General features: G+C 56.4%; 18 protein-coding genes and 4 tRNA genes. All 22 read right to left on the reverse strand.

Going from position 1 to position 20,045, the window contains the following annotated elements:
- Nucleotides 1-27: 27 nt before the first annotated feature.
- Nucleotides 28-1,149 carry an N-acetyl sugar amidotransferase gene (locus ACF6ZU_RS08365; RefSeq protein WP_392891480.1) on the reverse strand — a complete coding sequence of 374 codons (1,122 nt, stop codon included), beginning with the start codon at nt 1,147-1,149 and terminating at the stop codon, nt 28-30.
- On the reverse strand, nt 1,139-1,912 hold the full coding sequence (locus ACF6ZU_RS08370; RefSeq protein ID WP_392891482.1) for an AglZ/HisF2 family acetamidino modification protein: 774 nt from the start codon (nt 1,910-1,912) through the stop codon (nt 1,139-1,141). Before ACF6ZU_RS08370 ends, ACF6ZU_RS08365 begins: the two co-directional genes overlap by 11 nt.
- 1 nt (nt 1,913) lies before the next feature.
- Nucleotides 1,914-2,513 carry an imidazole glycerol phosphate synthase subunit HisH gene (gene hisH, locus ACF6ZU_RS08375; protein WP_392891484.1) on the reverse strand — a complete coding sequence of 200 codons (600 nt, stop codon included), beginning with the start codon at nt 2,511-2,513 and terminating at the stop codon, nt 1,914-1,916.
- A gap of 166 nt (nt 2,514-2,679) precedes the next feature.
- Complete coding sequence (locus ACF6ZU_RS08380; protein ID WP_392891486.1) at nt 2,680-4,113, reverse strand: hypothetical protein; 1,434 nt, start codon at nt 4,111-4,113, stop codon at nt 2,680-2,682.
- On the reverse strand, nt 4,113-5,165 hold the full coding sequence (pseI, locus tag ACF6ZU_RS08385; RefSeq protein ID WP_392891487.1) for a pseudaminic acid synthase: 1,053 nt from the start codon (nt 5,163-5,165) through the stop codon (nt 4,113-4,115). The genes ACF6ZU_RS08380 and pseI overlap by 1 nt, the downstream gene beginning before the upstream one ends.
- Complete coding sequence (pseG, locus tag ACF6ZU_RS08390; protein WP_392891489.1) at nt 5,162-6,679, reverse strand: UDP-2,4-diacetamido-2,4,6-trideoxy-beta-L-altropyranose hydrolase; 1,518 nt, start codon at nt 6,677-6,679, stop codon at nt 5,162-5,164. Before pseG ends, pseI begins: the two co-directional genes overlap by 4 nt.
- The gene (gene hisF, locus ACF6ZU_RS08395) at nt 6,676-7,458 is read right to left on the reverse strand and encodes an imidazole glycerol phosphate synthase subunit HisF (protein ID WP_392891491.1); all 783 of its coding nucleotides are present in this window, start codon (nt 7,456-7,458) and stop codon (nt 6,676-6,678) included. The genes pseG and hisF overlap by 4 nt, the downstream gene beginning before the upstream one ends.
- Nucleotides 7,452-8,075, reverse strand: coding sequence for an imidazole glycerol phosphate synthase subunit HisH (hisH, locus tag ACF6ZU_RS08400; protein ID WP_392891493.1), 624 nt, complete (start codon nt 8,073-8,075; stop codon nt 7,452-7,454). The genes hisF and hisH (ACF6ZU_RS08400) overlap by 7 nt, the downstream gene beginning before the upstream one ends.
- On the reverse strand, nt 8,072-9,220 hold the full coding sequence (locus tag ACF6ZU_RS08405) for an N-acetyl sugar amidotransferase (RefSeq protein WP_392891495.1): 1,149 nt from the start codon (nt 9,218-9,220) through the stop codon (nt 8,072-8,074). The genes hisH (ACF6ZU_RS08400) and ACF6ZU_RS08405 overlap by 4 nt, the downstream gene beginning before the upstream one ends.
- Before the next feature lie 66 nt (nt 9,221-9,286).
- Nucleotides 9,287-9,979 (reverse strand): pseudaminic acid cytidylyltransferase, encoded by a 693-nt coding sequence (pseF, locus tag ACF6ZU_RS08410; protein ID WP_392891496.1) that lies wholly within the window; start codon nt 9,977-9,979, stop codon nt 9,287-9,289.
- A gap of 2 nt (nt 9,980-9,981) precedes the next feature.
- Nucleotides 9,982-11,121, reverse strand: coding sequence for a UDP-4-amino-4,6-dideoxy-N-acetyl-beta-L-altrosamine transaminase (gene pseC / locus ACF6ZU_RS08415; RefSeq protein WP_392891497.1), 1,140 nt, complete (start codon nt 11,119-11,121; stop codon nt 9,982-9,984).
- A 49-nt stretch (nt 11,122-11,170) separates the two neighbouring features.
- On the reverse strand, nt 11,171-11,674 hold the full coding sequence (locus tag ACF6ZU_RS08420) for an acyltransferase (protein WP_392891499.1): 504 nt from the start codon (nt 11,672-11,674) through the stop codon (nt 11,171-11,173).
- On the reverse strand, nt 11,668-12,945 hold the full coding sequence (locus ACF6ZU_RS08425) for a lipopolysaccharide biosynthesis protein (RefSeq protein ID WP_392891501.1): 1,278 nt from the start codon (nt 12,943-12,945) through the stop codon (nt 11,668-11,670). The genes ACF6ZU_RS08420 and ACF6ZU_RS08425 overlap by 7 nt, the downstream gene beginning before the upstream one ends.
- Complete coding sequence (locus ACF6ZU_RS08430; protein ID WP_392891503.1) at nt 12,942-14,051, reverse strand: DegT/DnrJ/EryC1/StrS family aminotransferase; 1,110 nt, start codon at nt 14,049-14,051, stop codon at nt 12,942-12,944. Before ACF6ZU_RS08430 ends, ACF6ZU_RS08425 begins: the two co-directional genes overlap by 4 nt.
- A gap of 83 nt (nt 14,052-14,134) precedes the next feature.
- On the reverse strand, nt 14,135-14,731 hold the full coding sequence (gene wbpD / locus ACF6ZU_RS08435) for a UDP-2-acetamido-3-amino-2,3-dideoxy-D-glucuronate N-acetyltransferase (RefSeq protein WP_392891504.1): 597 nt from the start codon (nt 14,729-14,731) through the stop codon (nt 14,135-14,137).
- A gap of 7 nt (nt 14,732-14,738) precedes the next feature.
- Entirely contained in the window at nt 14,739-15,689 is a 951-nt protein-coding gene (gene wbpB, locus ACF6ZU_RS08440) for a UDP-N-acetyl-2-amino-2-deoxy-D-glucuronate oxidase (RefSeq protein WP_392891506.1), read from the reverse strand.
- A gap of 17 nt (nt 15,690-15,706) precedes the next feature.
- On the reverse strand, nt 15,707-17,020 hold the full coding sequence (gene wbpA, locus ACF6ZU_RS08445) for a UDP-N-acetyl-D-glucosamine 6-dehydrogenase (protein ID WP_392891508.1): 1,314 nt from the start codon (nt 17,018-17,020) through the stop codon (nt 15,707-15,709).
- A gap of 521 nt (nt 17,021-17,541) precedes the next feature.
- A complete protein-coding gene (locus ACF6ZU_RS08450; RefSeq protein WP_392891510.1) occupies nt 17,542-19,167 on the reverse strand; it encodes a methyl-accepting chemotaxis protein in 1,626 nt (541 codons plus the stop codon).
- Between the two features lie 157 nt (nt 19,168-19,324).
- Nucleotides 19,325-19,401, reverse strand: a tRNA-Pro gene (locus tag ACF6ZU_RS08455).
- A gap of 95 nt (nt 19,402-19,496) precedes the next feature.
- A tRNA-Lys gene (locus ACF6ZU_RS08460) sits at nt 19,497-19,572 on the reverse strand.
- A 5-nt stretch (nt 19,573-19,577) separates the two neighbouring features.
- Nucleotides 19,578-19,654, reverse strand: a tRNA-Pro gene (locus ACF6ZU_RS08465).
- A gap of 9 nt (nt 19,655-19,663) precedes the next feature.
- A tRNA-Asn gene (locus ACF6ZU_RS08470) sits at nt 19,664-19,739 on the reverse strand.
- Nucleotides 19,740-20,045: the final 306 nt, after the last annotated feature.

A 20,045-nucleotide genomic window follows, 5' to 3' on the forward strand; every position in this document is an offset into this window, starting at 1 on the left:
AGAGCCGACAGGCCTTATCGAACAGACTCAGGACGAACGCTTCATCTGATACAACTTGCGGATAAAGTCCCACGCGAAACGCTCGCTGGGATAGGCATCGTGTGGCTTGGCCGACCTTTGCAGGTAAGTCTCCAACTGGCTTTCCGTCCACCCCATCTTCTTCAGGAAGTACTTGCGATCACGATCGAGTTCCTCAGAGGAGGCATAAGGTGATTGTTGCAGGTGCACAATTGCCTGCTCGCGGGTCATCTGCCCGCTCATTACCAGTGTCGAAAGATGTAGCTTGCGCTTATCCACATCGAACTTCTGCGGCAGGATGTAACCCTGATAGAAGCGCGTGAATACCGACTCGTAGTGCTTGTACGGGTAGCGTTTGTAGGCGTACTTTTCTTCAAGCAGGTCCAGGGCCGCGTCCTTCTGGTAATCATAGAAATCGAGGAACGAGACCCACTTGATACCGCGTATTACACGGTTGTAGATGTAACCCAAGGTTCCCATGATCGGGAAAGTCTTGATCCGCACCTGATTGCGACGGCCAATCGCCTTGATGTTGCGCTTATCCCACTTGCGCCAGTTCCATCCCTCCGGCATCGGCATACCCTCGGTTGCCGAGTTGCTTCCCGAAAGGATGTATTTGATACCGTAGCGCCTGGCTTGTTCGTAATTCACCGCCAGCATCGCGTTGTCGTAGAGAAGCTCCACGTCAATGACGTCGGCATCGAAGAATGCCTGCATCAACCCCTTGTACTCAGGCCAGTCGATGACATGTGTGTACAGATCGACGCCAAGGCTGGTCACCAGGTTCTTGATGTTGTTGACCGCCAACTCGGAGTTCCAGTTGTTGTCCATGTGCACGGCCAGAGGCCGAAGCCCCTCGGCCAATGCCAGATGGATCACATAGGAGCTGTCGACTCCACCGGAGAGCCCGATGATGCAGTCGTACGGCTTGCCCTCACCGGCTTTTTTAACCTGCTCTATGAAAGCCTTGCGCCGCTGCGCACGTTCGCTTTCCTGAGCGAAAACCACGCCGTTGACGCGCTCCTGGAAATACGTGCAGAAATTGCAGATGCCCTGTTCATCAAAAGATATACCGGATGCACTGTCATCCATTACGCAACGGGTACATACCCTGTGTTCTTTAGGAAACATCTTTACCCCTGAAAAGCGACTCGAGCTCTGAATATTTTGGATAGCTGATGAGCACCGCACGGTGCGGCCCCTGAAGTACGAAGAGGCTGCCCGCAGCAACGGCAGAGGCGCCAGCCTTGGTCGCCTCTACAAAGTCCTGCAATCCGGCCGCTCCACCCAGCGCAATCAGGGGAACATCCACAGCCTGCGCGGCACTTTGGATCAAGCGCAGATCATACCCTTGCTGCATGCCATCACGGTCAACCGAATTCAACAGCACTTCCCCCGCACCCGCCGCGACCAGCTCCTTCAGAGCCGACAGCCAGTCATCTCCGACCGAGCGACGTGCCGAAGACGACCACAGGCGATAGCGACCGAGCCAGTCCCGCTTGACGTCCACAGAGACCACGACGCTCTGGCTGCCAAAACGCTCGGCGATCTCGGTAACCAGCTTCGGGTTGCTCAACACGGAGGTCTGCAGGACCACTTTCTCCACACCGGAAGAAAAGATTCGCCTCGCTTGCTCGATCGTGGAAATACCACCGCCGTAGCCCAATGGCATGAAGCACTCGGCGGCAATGCTCTCGATCAGCGCATAGTCGGGCTCACGCCCCTGACGGCTGGCATCGATGTCGAGTACGACCAGCTCATCCACTTCCTTCTCGTTGAAGATACGTATGGCGTTGACCGGGTCACCGACGTACTTGTGCTTGCCGAACTTCTGGGTCTTGACCAGACCACCCTCGCGCAGCAGCAACGCGGGTATCACACGATGCTTGAGCACGTCACACCTCGAGAAAATGTCGGAAAAGTTCCATGCCGAACCTGTGGCTCTTTTCCGGATGGAACTGGAAGCCCCAGATATTCGCCCGCCGGAACGCTGCGACGAAGGTTTCGCCATATTCGCACTGCAGCAGGACATCAGCAGGATCCGTGCATTCCACACGGTAGGAGTGCACAAAGTAGAAACGTCGTGGGCTCTCCGATGGGGGCAACAATACATCTGCACGCATCTGATGCACTTCGTTCCAGCCCATGTGCGGCACCTTGAGCGATGCATCTTCCGGCCGGAATCGGCGCGCCTGGGCATCGACCCAACCAAGTCCGGGCAACTGCCCTTCTTCGCTGCCGCGAGTCAGCAACTGCATGCCCAGGCAAATACCCATGATCGGCACCTGGCGTTCGAAAACAGCCTGCTCCAGCGGCGCGATCCAGCCGGCATCACGCAGGTTACCCATGCAATGATCGAAGGCTCCTACACCGGGCAGAATGAGCTTGCCCGCATCAGCCAATTGCTCAGGCGAACGGATGATCTGCGCTTCTGCGCCGACGTGCTGAATCATGTTGACGACCGAGGCCAGATTGCCGCAGCCATAATCGATCACAGAAATTTTTTGCACGGCCAGTATTCACTATCGAATTGGGTTGCTTCGCTTTCAGGCCTGTACCGCCCTGCATCAGGCCCGCTCAAAACGAAGCAGGATACCTTGTTCTGATCCATTTTGCCGGTCAGCGAAACCCTGAACGCTGGCCCGCGCCACTCAGAAACCTTCAACCTGCGCGGGCAAGTACGTGATCAAGATAACTTCTGTAGTTACTCACCCAATCGTTTGCCCAGACATCCTCACCGACGACGGATGACTCGGCCCCCTCAGGCGCTAGCAACTCTTCGACAAATCCCTTCGCATCCGTGAAGCCGGTGAACGGATGCTTGGGATAACTGAATTGCGCTTTGGGCGTTTCCCACAATAAAACCTTGCCGGCGATTCCAAGCGCTTCGAACAACCCGGTCGACACTTCGCCGGCCACAGCGTACGCACTGGTAAAAGAGCTGTAGATGTCGCGATTGGCATCAATGAAGACCTCCCCGATCTTCCCGTCCGGATATCGACGCTGGACCTCGGCACGCTCCAGTGGGTGCGGACGCAACACGATACGGTATTGCCCGCGCAGCAAGTCAGCCAGCTCAGTGGCCAACGCTACGTAGAGTGCAAACTCGATACCATCGCCCAGCAGAAGAATATCGTTCTGTACCCCCTTGGCCAGTGGCATGCCACGTCGCTGCTCGCTGTAATGGGGATGCCCGATCACCCATTTCTCCACAGGCACGTTGATCTGTTCGTTCCACCACGAGCCATAACCCAGAAAGTCATGCGGTAAACATGCCCTGTACTCGGCACTGTCGCGTAGCAGGGGCGCATAACAATAGGCATCGTGACCACCGGATACCATGCCGTGCTGCGGCTCAGCGACCCGAATGCCCATTTCACGGGCAATCTGGTTGATCGGCGAAAAATCGCCGTAGCAAGCCTGCTCCAACAGGATCAAACGCGGTCGAACCTTTTCCAGCAGACGGCGATAGGCATGGTGCACAACCGGAGAGCGGGCCAGCTTGCGAGCCAGCATCCCGACCAACATATCCATCTGTGTCTCGGTGATCGTCAAATCGAGCAGGTCATGCGCCCTTTGCCTGGCGTAAAACAGCACCTCACGCGCGATCGCAACATGCGAATCACGCTGCAGCAATCGTCCGGACAAGGTGATAGCTCCTTGCCACGGCAACCAGTAGGAAACCCGCTGATTCCAGCGCGGTCGGGGTACATTCCAGTCCATCAGGCCTTCGACTGTCACGGTGTCCGGCGGCGATGCCTGTACCAGATAGTCGGTAATGCGATTGAACCAGAGTCCCTCACGCAGGAAGCTGCCCGCCCCTGTCGCGATCACCAGAACATCGCCACTCAATCGCTTCTGCCCTAAATTGTGTCGAGCTACGCGAGAGAGCGATGCAAGCGCCTGCCCACGCGGCAAGGCAGGTACTGCCGCGACCAAGGGTGCCTCTTTGTAGTACAGGTCGGAAATCAGCTGGCGATAAAACTGATTACGCACCAGCGGCCAAATCAATGCGCCACTGTGAGGACAGCGAAACGTCAAAAACGCGGGGTCGTTCTCAATTTCAAGTAGTTGCGCAAAACTTGGATGCCCCACTAGAAAAGATTCCAGCTGATCGGCGTGCCACGCTTGATGGCCTGCTTCGCACGCTTGCCAATTACCTGCTCGAAGTACTTGGGTGGCAGCCCCAGGCCTGGCCTGATGATGCGAACATTGGCCGAGGACAGCAAATCTCCCTCTGCGATGTCTTCGCTGGCATAAATGGACCGACGGAAAACCCGGCTCTTTTCTTCAGCAGCAGTGGCACCATAGCTGACACGCCCCAGGGACTGCCAGGCACGCTCGGTTTCGATGACCAGTTGCGCCATTTCGGCCGGCTCCATCGAAAATGCACTGTCTACCCCGCCGTCGGCACGGGACAGCGTGAAGTGCTTCTCGACCACAGTCGCGCCCAACGCCACGCTGGCTACCGATACACCGATACCCATGGTGTGGTCGGACAACCCGACTTCACAGCCAAACAATTCGCGAAGATGCGGGATGGTCAGAATATTGGTGTTCTGTGGCGTCGCCGGGTAGGTGCTGGTGCACTTGAGCAAGACCAGATCCTTGCAACCGGCCTGTCGCGCAGCACGCACGCTTTCATCAAGCTCCGCCACCGTGGCCATGCCCGTAGAAATGATCAACGGCTTGCCTGTAGCAGCTACACGGCGAATCAGTGGCAGGTCCGTGTTCTCAAAGGAAGCGATCTTGTAGCAGGGAACGTCCAGCGCCTCGAGAAAATCGACCGCCTTGTCATCAAAAGGGGTGCTGAAAGGGATCATGCCCAACTCGCGCGCCCGGTCGAAGATCGGCTTGTGCCATTCCCACGGAGTAAAGGCTTCGCCATAGAGCTTGTACAGTGAAGTACCGGCCCACAGGCTGTTGGGGTCGCTGATATGGAATTCACCTTCATCCAGATCCAGCGTCATCGAATCCGCGGTGTAAGTCTGAATTTTCAGGGCATGGGCGCCAGTGCTCGCCGCCGCCTCGACGATTTCGAGAGCCCGTTCGAGGGACTGGTTATGGTTGCCTGACATTTCAGCAATGACGAAAGGCGCATGGCCAGGGCCGATGTGGCGATTAGCAATTTTGAATGATTCAGTCATAGCTCATGCAACTTCTTTGAAAATCGAGTGTTGTCGATGTCATAGCCTGCGGCCATGAACAACCCATTGGAACGTTTGTTGGAGCCTTTGACCTGGGCATGCAACCTGCGCACGTCGGCACAATGCAGAGCAACCCAGTCTTCGGCACTTTGCAGCAGATCACTACCGCGGCAGCGCAAGGCTGCATCGGGCACCAGATAAATGGAAACCTCGGCCAGGCCATCTTCCTCCAGGTCAAAACGCACGACCCCGGCAGGCTCGCCGCCCTGCTCGCCAATCAGCAGCTTGCGTCGCGGATCTGCGAGTACTGACGAAAACCAGCGGCAGTGATCCTCCCAGCCAATTTCCTCGGTATTTCGTGAAACAGCGCGAATCGAGGGATGGTTACGCCAACGATACAGGGCGTCCGAGTCCCGTGGCTGCGCAGCGCGCATGTCTATGCCCGTGCACCCCATGCGCGCTGCCAGTCGTTGCACACCCAGACCATCTACGGCAGCCATGCCCTGGTTCGAAATCAACGTGCGCAGCGCAGGGTTCTGCAGCAGGGCTTCCAGGTGTAGCGCGAGATCCGCCTGCAGATCCTTATCTACCAGAAGGGTATAGACCAGGCCTCGGCTTGCCGCATCGGCCAGCTGTCGAATCTGATTATCCGCTGTGCTCAACGCCAATGTCGGCAGCCCAAGACTGCATCGCTCCCAGGTTGCCGTACCGCCTGCGCCAATCGCCAGATCGGCGTTGGCCATAAGCTCAGCCATTCGCGTGGTCTGGACATGACAACGGTAACCCTGACGCTGGCAAACGGCCTCGATAGCGGGACGCTGCGGATGCAACGCACCGAGCACTACATCAACCTCAAGGTTCGAGCGAGCCATGCCTGACAGGGCCGATAGCGCCAGGCCGGTGAAATTGTGTTCATCGACACCGCCGAAAAACACCAGGACCCGTTTAACGTCCTCGCTACGCTGAGGGAGGGTCGCGCGCAGGCGACTGAACTCATCGCGCAACAACGCGAATCGCGGGCCCAGCAGCAATTGGCAGGTCTGGGGCACCTTGCCATCATAACGAGACTGCATGTCGTGATACAGGTTCTGGTCGAGCAGAAGGTCACACTCATGTTGACGATCAGCCAGATCATCTATCACCAGGATCCTGCGCGCGGCTTGTCGCAGGCATTTCTCCCAATGTCGGTCGAGGGCATAGTGATCGACAATCAACCAGTCCCATTCCTGCCCTTGCAGTGCTTCAAGACTATCGGCGGCATCAGTGACCTGGGTAGTGCCCAACCAAGCGGCATGCGCCAGCTCGGTATCGGGTGTGTCGCTTGCGCGCGAAGGCAGGCTGCGCAGTCCATGCCCATGGCGTTCAAGCAGCAGGGCAAGGTGCGACGGAAGCTGTCGGCAAAGAAAAACACACCGCGCCCCACGTTGCGCGAGGGTGTCGGCCAGGGTCAGGCAGCGCATGAAGTGCCCGGTTCCCATTCTCTGGCCGGCATCGACACGTAGAACGATGTTCAAAAATTCGCCTCACCCTGGTAATTACGTCTCACCGGAATGCCGGCAGCCTGCATCGCAACCTTGGCGCCAGCGGGGGTCAGTTCGGTGAAGTGGAAAATACTGGCAGCCGCCACGGCCGAAGCCCCTGCCTGCTGAACCACCTCAATCATGTGCTGATAACTGCCGGCACCTCCGGAAGCAATCACAGGGATATCCACTGCCCGGGCAATCTTTTCCACCAATGCCAAGTCATATCCACTCATGGTTCCATCCCGCTCGATGGAGGTGAGCAAAATTTCGCCTGCGCCACGTGCAGCCAGCTCTCTGGCCCACTGCTCTACTTCACGACCGGTATCCTGGGTACCCGCATGGCTGAAGCATCGATAGCTCCCGTCTTCCATACGTCGGACATCAACGCTCGCCACCACGCATTGCGCACCAAAGCGCGAAGCTGCCGCTTCGATCAACTCAGGGTGGGTATAAGCCGCGCTATTGATCGCAATTTTGTCGGCACCACTGTGCAATAACGCCAGTACTTGCTCCACGCTGGTGATACCGCCCCCTACCGTTAGCGGCACCGCACATTCTTCGGAGTAGTCGTTGACCGAATCATGGTCCGGCAACTCACCTTCCTGGGTAGCCGTGATGTCTACCAGAATCAATTCATCCACATCACGCGCGTTGTAGACCTTGATCGCGGGCAGCACAGGCCCAACTCGCCGCCAGCTATCGAAGCCGGCACCCTTCACCAGTCCCAGCCCCTTCCAGAGCAATGTGGGGATGACACGAACCTTCAACATGGCGAATAGCTCAGGAAGTTACGAAGTAGACGTCGGCCCGCCTTGGAGCTTTTCTCCGGGTGGAACTGACAACCAAAGACATGGCCCCGACGAACGGCTGCAGTCAGGTCGACGCCGTAGGGAACGGTCGCCAGCCTATGTTCTGCTGCCTCGGTAACAAAGGCATAGCTGTGCACGAAGTAGAAATCCGACCTGTTCGGAATACCTTCAAAAAGAACATCGCTGCCGTCGTGACACGCTTCGTTCCAGCCCACGTGTGGAATACGCAACGTGCAGCCCAGTTCGTCCAGGCGTCGTACCTGACCCGGAATCAATCCGAGCCCAGGCGTCACGCCGTTCTCATGCCCTTCACTGGCCAGCAGTTGCATGCCCAGGCAGATCCCCAGCAAAGGCTTGCCCTGCTCGCCCACTACCTCACGCAACGCCTCACTCCAGCCACCATGATCGAGATGGGCCATGCCTTCCTTAAACGCCCCGACCCCCGGCAGCACAATACGATTCGCGTCGTACAATGCGGACGGGTGATTGGCGATTACCGGTTCAGCCCCCAGCTCCTCAAAGGCTCGGCGTACCGAGCTCAAGTTGCCCACCCCGTAGTTTACGATGGCGACTTTCATACGTTGTCGTGGTTCAGTTTCATGAGGTTGCCGTGTCGATCCTTGATCAGCACGCCGGACGCATCACGCTTGAAAATCTTCTTGTTGGTGAACCGGTCGCAGATCTTGATGAACTCGTCCGTGGTCATTTCCAGTGGCTCGAGAATTTCCGCGAGCGGTTTACCCAGGTAAGTCCAGGGGAACTTGCCGTCACGCGCCTTGACGATTTCAATGGCATCCTGCCGTGTAATACGTTTACGCCGTACATGCAGGCACGCGATATCTGTGGCGCGGGAGAAGCCGAATTTCAGGTACTTGAAATAGTCGTGAATTCCGTGCTGGTGGTTGTCCAGATTCTCATAGTTAACCATCGACCCTTCAACCGGCTGATCATAGGTAACAAAGCCATGAGCCTGAGCAATCAAAACATTGGAAAGCCCATCCCAAGGCAGATAGTGCCCAAGGAAAAGTCCGGTTACACCGACTCGCTGGAGATCCTCATCCGAAGGATACTGATAAGGAAGCAGGTTGCGCGGTTCTATGCCGTAGGTTTCAGCCAAATCGGACACGCGTAGGCCCAGCAGCCCACCAAACTCTTCCAGCCAGCGCCGGGTGAGGGTGTTGTTCTCGGTAGCTGCCGCCGGCCCGCCGTATTCATTCTGCGAGTTTTCACCCCAGACAATCAGAGGCACGTTGTACTGCACAGCTGCACGTACAGGGATTGTGAAGATACCCACGTGCTCAGGCCATGCAATATCACCGACCTCAGTCAGTCCGATGCGATTGAGTTTGGCGCGCACAAGTGGATTGGGTGAAAACTGAACGTGGTCCACGCCTAGACGCTGAAGATTCTGGATATTCCGTCGACCGTTCTCACTCAGATCACAGGTAGTCGAGGTGACGCACAGTGGGTTCAAGCCCAGTTGCAACATCCGGATTACCTGGTAAGTGCTGTCCTTTCCGCCACTTACCGGAACGATGCAATCCCAATTACTGCCATGGCGTCGATGCTTTTCGAGCAGCACCATGAGCTCATTCTTACGCTGGTCCCAATCAACCTCTTTGCGTTTTTCGAAGGAGCGGCAAGCGTTGCAAACACCCTCCTCGTCAATATGCAAATCCGGCTTGGTGTGCGGCATCACGCAGCGAACGCAATACTTCAACATCTCAAACTCCCTTCGCCAACGGGAACCAGATGATGTCATCCTGCGGGGTCAAAAAATCCGATGCACTCATTGTCTCTGGTCACTCATCAATTGTTTGAAAATCATTTCGGCGCGAATCCAATCGTCCATGTCGTCGATATCCTGAACCCTCCAACGCGGAATGCAAACCGGTGTTGAGTGGCGATCGAAGACTCTCAGCCCCTGCGTCCAGGCATCAGCGCGTCCCCAGTAGAACTGACCGGCATCGTGCAAGGCGACAGGCAAATCCTGGGAGCGCGTTGTGAAAAACTCTGGAAACAACATGGAAAGGCCGCCTTCCGCAGACGCCTGAAAGGCGCGATAAACCGAAGGAGAAAACTCGGCAACCGAGAACGCATACGCCCAGTCTGCGGATTGCAAAAGCTCCAGACCACGTACCAGATCCTCTGGCCGAATCAGGGGTGCTGTCGCGTAAATGCAGCATACCGCCGTGATAGACACACCTTGGTCTTGCAACCATCGCGTGGCATGGGCGATCACTTCCGTGGTGCCGGCATAGTCGTCGGATAACTCGGGGGGCCGCACAAAGGGAGTCTCCGCCCCCCAGGCACGTGCGACCTCGGCAATCTCTTCATCGTCAGTGGTGACGATTATACGCTCGAACAAACCACTCTGCTGAGCAGCCAGGATTGACCACGCGATCATCGGCCGGCCACAGAACATCTTGATATTCTTGCGCGGGATGCGTTTGCTTCCACCTCGCGCCGGGATGACCGCCACCCTCAAGACAAGGCCTCGCGCAGCAGGTCAACCACGCTTTGCTGCTCTTCGTCAGCCAGGTCATAGAAAAGTGGGAGGCTGAAGGCTTCAGCGAAATAGTGCTCCGCCTCGGGGAAGTCGCCCGGTTTGAACCCCAGGTTGCGGTAATACGGCTGGGTATGCACCGGAATGTAATGTACTTGAACCCAAACGTCTGCGGCACGCAATCTGGAAAACACATCGAGGCGACGTTCCGCCGGTACCCGGATTGGGTACAAATGCCAAGCCGACTCTTCGCTGGCCTGCGGCAGAACAATCGGCAGGTCAGCCAACAATTCATGGTACTGCCGCACCAGTTGGCGACGGCGCTCAATGAACTGCGAGAGACGCTTCACTTGACTGAAACCCAATGCGGCCTGCAGGTTGGTCATCCGGTAATTGAAACCCAATTCGATCTGCTGGTATTCCCAGGGTCCCAGCGGAGCACTGACAAGCTCGTCGCTACCCTGCGCAATACCATGCGTACGCAACCTAACCAGACGCTTCGCCAATGCCGGGTCATTGGTCGTCAGCATACCGCCCTCACCGGTCGTGATGATTTTCACCGGATGGAAGCTGAAGACTGTGATGTCGCTATATCGGCAAGCGCCGACCGGCACTCCCTGATATTCGGCACCTACCGCATGCGAGGCGTCCTCGATGATCCGAAAACCATACTCCTTGCCCAGTGCCGCGATGGCCTGCATGTCACAGCTGCGGCCGGAGAAATGCACCGGAATAACCACTTTTGGCAATCGACCGGCCTTACGCGCAGCATCCAGCTTTTTCGCCAACTGCTCCACGCTGAGGTTGAGGGTTTGCGGATCGATGTCGACGAAGTCAATATCAGCACCGCAATAGAGTGCGCAATTGGCGCTGGCAACGAAGGTGTTGGGGCTGGTCCAGACCAGATCTCCGGGCCCTACATCCAACGACAGGCAAGCGATGTGCAGGGCGGCTGTGGCATTGCTGACAGCCACCGCGTGACTGACCTGACAGACTTCGGCCAAAGCTTGTTCGAAGCTGGCAATACCGGGGCCCTGAGTCAGCCACTCCGAATGCAGCACCTCGACCACCGCAGCAATATCGTCATCACTAATATTTTGTCGACCGTATGGAATCATAAACCCTGCATCGCATGTTTTTACTGTGGTTAGAAGCCGCATTGGCAGCTTACTGCCGCTTCTTCCTAATGAGTTTTGCCGGCACGCCGCCCCAAATCTCATCCGGCGGGATATCTCGTGTTACGACACTATTTGCACCAACTACACTGTTTTCGCCAATCGATATACCCGGATTGATCAGGACATTTGCCCCAATCCAGCACGCATCGGCAATTGTCACATCACCGGCTTTTGCAGGTACCGGCTTCACTCGAAAGTCACTGTCCGGTTTAACGGACTCAGTGAAAATCCGCACATTCGATGAAATATGGCAACCCACGCCAATTTTAACGTTGAATCCGGAAGAAGCATGCACGGTAGAGTTATCACCGATATAGCTATTCTCCCCCAGCCCGATGTCTCCGTCTCCGTACAGCAAGATATTCTTGCCATTGAAACGAAAGCCTGGAGATACGTCGTAGCGTGCACGTAACTCAGAATAAATGACTCGCCAATAAAGAGCACTGAGGGCGAGCAGAATCCTGACTAACAACCTGTTCGCGATGCTCAGCATCTTTGATCACTCTCCGTTCTGAACAGGGAACGCCACGGCAATGGGAAAACCTTCTGCGCCAAGTACCATGCCCCCAAAAAGAACATGAACTGTACGAGCACATACGCCCACGCGGCACCAATTACGCCAAGCCAGGTCACCAGTGAATAGGTCAACGCGACACTCAGCAAACCGACCGTAAACGTCAGTTTTGCCAGCAGCACGGTCCGCTCAAAAAAGAATAGAAATCCCGCCACGACATAATACATCCCCATAAAAGCATTGCCGAAACCGATCAATTGCGCGATAGGTAATGACGCACTGTACTGCTCGCCGACGATAAAGGGATAAAGGTACGGCAAAATGCCCACATAACCGAGTGCCAGGACCAGGAAACCCGCAAATACGAAAGCGCATTGCCGGACCATACGAAGGCCGGAGGACGACTCCCGGCTTTTCAGTTCGGAAAAGAGATATGGGCCGAAAGCCTTGACGAAGGCATCTGCCAACAACCCGACCACCATTCCCATCTGTACGCCTACTGCATAGGCGCCGGTAACACCGATACCTTGCAGATGAGTAATGATAAATCGATCGCTCATGGCAATCATCATTGCACCCACTGCATGGGGAATCAGGGGTACACCAAAGCGCAAGACTGCCCTGACGTATTCACGGTCCAAGCTCCAGCGGACCAACTGTCGACGCTGCAGCCCGTAGAGTGCCAAGCCCGCAAATAAAAATATCACCACAGTGATACCCAGCACTCGTCCCTCCCAACCCAGCCCGAGCAGAAATATCAAACCCAGGGAAAGGGAAAGGTTCAGGGCTGTCTGCAATATCTGGAACAGACCGTATCGCATCACCTCGTTTCTGACCTGCCAGATCACCAGCCGGACCTGGACAATGGCTTGCGCAGCCGAAACCAGTACCGCGACCAGCAGCCAGCCTTCTGGAATTTCCGTCCAGCGGGCGAGCGGGCCGGCCATCAGCCAGACCACCAACAATACCAGGCTGGTACTAACCGCCAGTACGCCAAGGCACGCGCTGACAAACCGCGGGTGATCCGTGCCGCTGTCGAAATGACGCACACTGACCGCACCATGAATACTCAAGCCGGTGAAGGCCGAAAGCACACCTACCACAGTGGTGAACATCGCCACCACGCCATACTCCGCCGGCGCCAAAACTCGTGTAAGAACAGGCAGGAGAAAAAACGGGATGGCACTGTTGATGATATTCGCCAGCGCGTAAGTAGCAGTGGAGTTCAGCAGCCGCTTCAACGCCGTCATACAGATTTTCGCAATGCTACTTGTAAGGCATCAACTACCTGTACCTGTTGCTGCTCGGTGACATCGGGCCCCATAGGCAAACTCAACACCCGCCGGCTGCATGCCTCTGCAATCGGGAAGGTACCTTCGCCCTGGTTCAGATGCGCAAACGCCGGCTGAAGATGGAGCGGCACCGGGTAATGTACGGCCGTCGGTATACCCAGCGCATTGAGCGCCCGAGAAAGCTCATCACGAGCATCGACCTGCAAGGTGTACTGCGCATACACACTGCTGCTATGCGGCAAAATGCAAGGTGTGACCATCCCCGGGCATGCAGCGGCGATCAGTCGATCATAACGCTCTGCCACCTGGGTTCGACGCTCTACCTCCCAGTCGAAACGCTCAAGCTTTGACAGAAGAACTGCAGCCTGGAGGGTATCCAGGCGGCCATTAAGCCCGATACGCGGATGATGGTAACGCCTGTCCTGCCCGTGAATACGAATTTCACGCATGGCTTTGGCCAGTTGATCGTCATCGGTGAACAACGCACCGCCGTCACCATAGGCACCCAGCGGTTTGGAGGGAAAGAAACTGGTCGAACCAATGGTGCTCAAAGCACAGGAGCGACGTCCCTTATAGGTGGCGCCAAATGACTGAGCCGCATCCTCGATTACCGGCAGACTGTACTTTTCGGCAATCGCATTGATCGCATCAAGGTCTGCGCATTGCCCATACAGGCTGACCGGCATGATCGCGCGAGTGCGAGGAGTAATGGCTGCCTCAATCTTTGCGGGATCGATGTTGCCGGTGCCTGGTTCAACATCGACAAATACTGGCGTGGCGCCCAGCAAGGCAATCATCTCGCCTGTCGCTATGAAAGTGAAAGGCGTCGTGATGACTTCATCGCCCCGCTCTATCCCCAAAGCCATCATGGCAATCAACAGCGTACAGGTGCCACTGCTGGCACTGATGCAGTGTTTAACTCCGACATACTCGGCAAGCTGTGTCTCGAGTTCAGCCACTTCGGGGCCCATGATGTACTGACCATGCTCGAGTACGCGATTCATACGCTCGTGGATCGATGCCTTGAGTTCGCGGTACTGGGTCTTGAGATCGATAAATTCCATAAATCACTTTCGTTATTGGGCGGCTTGCCACCGTGAAAACCTGCCATGACACGGACGGCGCCGCGAACCTGATAGCCAGGCTGCTAGTCCGCCGAAGTGCCTGCTTCTTCCCTGCACAATCTTTTGCCGTGGAGCACGTAACGAGCGCCACTATGCCCACACAGCACCGAGCCCTCACCCTCGACAGGCAATGCCAGCTGCTCGCCAAACTCGCTCATCCAGCCAATCTGACGAGCGGGCACGCCGACCATCAAGGCATAGGCGGGGACGTCTTTGTTGACCACAGCACCAGCGCCGACGAAAGCAAACTCGTTGATAGTGACACCACAGACGATGGTGCAGTTGGCACCCAGCGTTGCCCCCTTTTTCACTAAAGTATCGCGGTACTCGTTCTTGCGCTCGATCAGCGACCGCGGGTTGTAGACATTGGTGAACACCATGCTCGGCCCACAGAACACACCCTCTTCCAGCGTCACGTTGTCGTAGACCGAAACATTGTTCTGGATCTTGCAGTTGTCTCCAATGACCACCTTGTTACCGACAAAGACGTTCTGCCCAAGGGAAACGCCTTTGCCAATACGCGCGCCGCCGCAGACGTGCACGAAATGCCACACCCGTGAATCGTCACCGATCTGCGCGCCGTCATCGACAATCGCGGAAGGATGGATCTGATAGTTCATGCCTGCCTCAGCGACTCAGGGTTGCAAGGAAAGGATGACCCTCGCCGTTCTGCGGCGTAACGATGGCAGACGAACGAATGGTATTCACCGTCTCGACGCAGTGACGCGCATCTTCGATGCCGTAGCCACGGCCGGCGAGAATTTCCCGGTAGCTGGTGGTGTGCAGGTCGGTGAAACCTTCGGAAAACTCCATCTCGTCGCCATCAACCGTGATGGAGCGATAGGTCGGTTTCTTGCCCTTGACTGAATCCGGCAGGTCGTCAGCATCGATGGACAGGAACCAGCGTACGCGGGCTTTTTCGTACTCAAGGTAGCCAGCTGCTTTGTAATCGTTGGCGAAGTGCACGACGTTGCGCTGCAGCTTGCCGAAGATGAAATGCAGCATGTCGTAGAAGTGCACGCCGATGTTGGTCGCAACGCCGTAGGACTTGCGCGGGTCACCCTTCCAGCTCTCCATGTACCACTTGCCGCGCGAGGTGATGTAGGTGAGTTCAACATCGTATTTACCGTCGCGGGACTCACGGGCGACTTTCTCTTTGAGATCAAGAATGGCCTGGTGATGACGCAGTTGCAGGATGTTGTAGACGCGTTTGCCCGTCTCGCGCTCGACCAGGGCCAGCTCGTCGAGGATTTCAGGCGTTGGAACCAGCGGCTTTTCGCAAATCACATCGCAGCCAAGGCGCAGGCCGGCCGCGATATGCGAATGGTGCAGATAGTTGGGCGAGCAAACTGCGACGTAGTCCAGGGCCGTGGCCGGATCGCGTTTGAGCTGCCAGGCGTGCTCATTGAAACGCTCGAACTGGGTAAAGAACTCGCTCTGCGGAGACAGGCTGTCGATGATTCCCACAGAGTCATTGATGTCATAAGCCGACACCAGCTCGTTACCGGTGTCTTTGATTGCGCGCATGTGCCGAGGGGCGATGTAACCGGCAGCGCCGATAAGGGCGAAACGTTTCAAAGGGAACACTCCAGCAATCAGGCTTTGATGATATGGGCTTCAGGGGTGCGGTATTTGCCGCGACTGTCGATCACCAACCGAGCGTGCTGGCGAATCAGCTCATAGTCGAACTTGTCGTGATCGGTGGCCAGGACAACGGCATCGAAGCTCACAAGGTTTTCAGCCGTCAGCGCTTCGCTGGACAGATTGAAGTGGTGCTCGCGCATCTTCGGGAACACCGGAACATGCGGGTCGCTGTAAGCCACGACACAGCCCTTGGCTTCGAGCAATTCCATGATCTCGACAGATGGCGACTCACGCATATCGTCGACGTTTTTCTTGTAGGCGATACCGAGCACCAACACCTTGCTGCCGTTCAAGGCCTTGCTGCTGTTGTTGAGGCCGTCCATCAGTTTGCTGACCACGTACTCGGGCATCGCCTTGTTGACTTCGCCGGAGAGCTCGATGAAACGCGTGTGCAAACCGTACTCGCGAGCCTTCCACGTCAGGTAGAACGGGTCGATAGGGATGCAATGGCCGCCGAGGCCGGGGCCTGGGTAGTAAGCGGTGAAACCGAAAGGCTTGGTCGCTGCGGCATCGACCACTTCAAAGATATCGATGCCCATGCGATCGGCGACCACTTTCATTTCGTTGACCAGGCCGATATTCACCGCGCGATGGATGTTTTCCAGCAACTTGGTCATCTCGGCCGCTTTGGTGGAGCTGACAGGTACGACCTGGTCAATCGCCTGCTCGTAAAGGGCGATGCCCACTTCCAGGCAAGCCGGGGTATGCCCGCCGATCACTTTAGGGATGGTGCGGGTTTCAAAGTCAGGATTTCCCGGGTCTTCACGTTCAGGCGAATAGACGAGGAAGATGCTCTCGCCAACCTTTAACCCGGCTTCCTGAACACGCGGCAGCAGTTCTTCTTCCGTTGTTCCCGGATAGGTGGTGCTCTCCAGGGATACAACCTGTCCTTCGCGCAAATAGGGTTTGATCGCTTCAGTGGTGTTGATCACGAAGCTCATGTCCGGTTCACGGTACTTGTTCAACGGCGTTGGCACACACAGGATCAAGGCATCGCATTCGCTCGCCCGGCGGAAATCAGTGGTGGCCTCGAAACCGCTCTGACGGGCGTCGAGTATTTTTTCGGCAGGAATGTGCTCGATGTAGCTTTGCCCTGCATTCAGCCGGGAAACCTTAGCCTCATCGATATCGATGCCCAGGACACGGAAGCCGATAGCGTTGTAACGCAACATCAGAGGCAGACCGACATAACCCAGCCCTACGATACCGATGAGAGCCTCTCTGCTTTTGAACTTGCCAACACTCGCCCGTTTGATGCCCGACATCAGGTAAAACTCCCATTAACTAATTCTTGAGCGGTTAACACTTCAACTAACCGGGGTAATCGCCCGTAGTTGATGTTTTTCTTCGCATATATGTCTTGCCACTTTCGGGCAGGCGCTTGCGCGCCGGATGGCGCGACTCAAATAGAACCCCGCCATCGCGATGGCTGCCCTCTCAGAGTGCTGCACGCCTTCCATTGCGGCATAACCGATTGCAGGGCTATGGCGCTGGATGCCAGGAGGGTATCCCCTTCGCCTCGCAACCAAAAAAAGCGCATTATGCCACTTATCTCCCGGCATGACTTTAAGGTAATTGGCGAGGATGCCAGGTCTCCGACCAGCAAACCCTCCTCACTTGTGCAACTGCCTGAATCAGACAGTTCGGCACTGCAAACCTGAATGGCCGAATCAACTATGAAGCCGACAAGAAGACCTCCCGCACGCGCTTTTGACGTCTCGACCAAGCGCCCAAGAAAAAGCCGCGCTTCCCTATTCGAGAAGCGCGGCTTTTTTATCTATCGGGGTTACACCCGAAAACGCTGCACCATCCCCTGCAACGCATTGGCCAGCTTCGACAACTCATGACTGGACGCACTGGTCTGATCCGCACCGGTAGCGGAACGCACCGACAGATCACGAATATTCACCAGATTGCGATCCACCTCCCGAGCCACCTGAGCCTGCTCTTCCGCAGCACTGGCGATCACCAGGTTGCGCTCATGAATCTCGTGAACCGATGCAGTAATCGTCTGCAATGCGTCGCCCGCCCGCTCCGCCATCACCAGGGTTTCGGCAGCGCGGGAAGCACTGGCATTCATGGAGTCCAGCGCCAGGCTCGAACCGTTGCGCATGCCCTGGACCATTTGCTCGATTTCCTGGGTCGATTGCTGGGTGCGATGCGCCAGTGCACGCACTTCATCAGCCACCACCGCAAAACCGCGGCCGCTTTCCCCCGCGCGCGCCGCTTCAATCGCCGCGTTGAGCGCCAACAGATTGGTCTGCTCGGCGATGGCGCGAATCACATCCAGCACTTTGCCGATGTCCTGGGACTGATTGGCCAGTGACTGCACCAGTTCACCGGTGTGCTGCACATCGTTGGCCAGGGCGCTGATGGCGCTGGCGGTTTCACTGACCCGCTCCTGCCCCAGATGCGCCGACTCGCTGGACTGGCGGGTGGCATCGGAAGTCGACACCGCGTTGCGCGCCACTTCCTCCACGGCAATGGTCATTTCGTTGACCGCGGTGGCCGCCTGTTCGATCTCGTTGTTCTGCTGTTGCAAGCCTTGAGTGCTGTCGAGCGTGACCGCGTTCAACTCGTCTGCCGCCGTGGCCAGTTGCGTTGCCGAACCACTGATGGCTTGCAGGGTTTCCCGCAGATTTTGCTGCATGGTCGCCAGCGCCTTGAGCAGCCGGGTCACTTCATCATTGCCATGGGTGGCGATCGGCCGGGTCAGGTCGCCCTGAGCCACACTTTCCGCCGCTGACAGGGCTTCATTCAAAGGACGGACGATACTGCGTGTCAGCAACATGGCCAGGCCGACCGTCGCCAGCGCTGCGAGGGCGATGAACAGGCTGACGATTGTTCGCGACGTTTCGTAGTGCGCCGACGATTTCTGGCTTTCTATGGCGACCTGCCTGGAGAACAGCTCCGCCAGGTCATTGAGCTGCTTGCCGGAACCGTCGACCACGGTCTTCATGTCGACCAGCAGCAGCTTGGTCAATTCGTCACGACGCCCCTGCTCGGCCAACGTGAATGATTGGGCAATGCCGGTGCGATAGGCGGCGAAGGTGGTCTTGAACTGGTCATACAACGCCCGGCCTTCGGCAGTGTTCACCAACTGGTCATAGGTCGCGATTTTTTCGCTCAGCTCTTTGTCGCGAGTGTCCATCTGGCCACGGTAGGTCGGAATATTCTTCGGATCCTGGTCCAGGGCCATGCGCAGGGAAATCGTACGGATGCGCAGCATCAGTTCGCGGATCTCGTCACCACCGCGGATGCTCGGCAGCCATTGCTTCTCCACCGCCACCTCGCTCTCGCGGATGCTCGACATCTGCCCCAAGGCAAATATGCCGAGCAAGGCCACCAGCACAGCGATCAAGGCAAACCCCAAGGCCGCACGGGGAGCGATATTCAACTGACGAAGCAACATAACGAGCGCCTTTTTCTTGTAGTGGCCGGAATTCGGGGTGGTGTTTGGGCAGTACCCCGTCGCTTCGTTATCGGCAAGTTGTACGATGACTTGAAGTGATTCACTTTTTTGAAGGCAAAAAAAATCCCCGTATCTTTCGATACGAGGATTTTTAATATGGTCGGGGTAAGGGGATTCGAACTCCTGACATCCTGCTCCCAAAGCAGGCGCGCTACCGGACTGCGCTATACCCCGGTAAAAAAAAGGCACCTTTAAAAGGCGCCTTCTGCGAACAGAGCTTTTGGCGTCTGATCTTAAGATTCGATTCCAGCGTTAACTGGTTTCAAAAATGGTGGGTCGTGTGGGATTCGAACCTACGACCAATTGGTTAAAAGCCAACTGCTCTACCAACTGAGCTAACGACCCAAAAATGGTCGGGGTAAGGGGATTCGAACTCCTGACATCCTGCTCCCAAAGCAGGCGCGCTACCGGACTGCGCTATACCCCGGTTTGAAATTGGCTCCGTGACCAGGACTCGAACCTGGGACCCAATGATTAACAGTCATTTGCTCTACCGACTGAGCTATCACGGAACTACATATTTCAATTTACAACTATGAAGCTTTACTGCGCTCTCTTCGACCCGTTCGCATCGCTGCGTTCGTGTGTCTGAGGCGCGCTATTCTACAATCTTAAGCACCTCTGTCAACCCCCTAAATTGCATTCAAGTTAATGATTTGCAACTTATTTCAGATTCCTGCTTGGGGAGCAGAAACCCTTCCGGGTGACTTACTGCGGGGCGCACTTTACAAGCCTTTTCCTTTGAGTTCAACAACCTGACGAAAAAAAGGCCTCGCAATGCGAGGCCTGCAATTCAGTTGAGGATTATGTAGGAGCGA

Source organism: Pseudomonas migulae, assembly GCF_043225285.1.
Taxonomy (GTDB): Bacteria; Pseudomonadota; Gammaproteobacteria; order Pseudomonadales; family Pseudomonadaceae; genus Aquipseudomonas; species Aquipseudomonas migulae_C.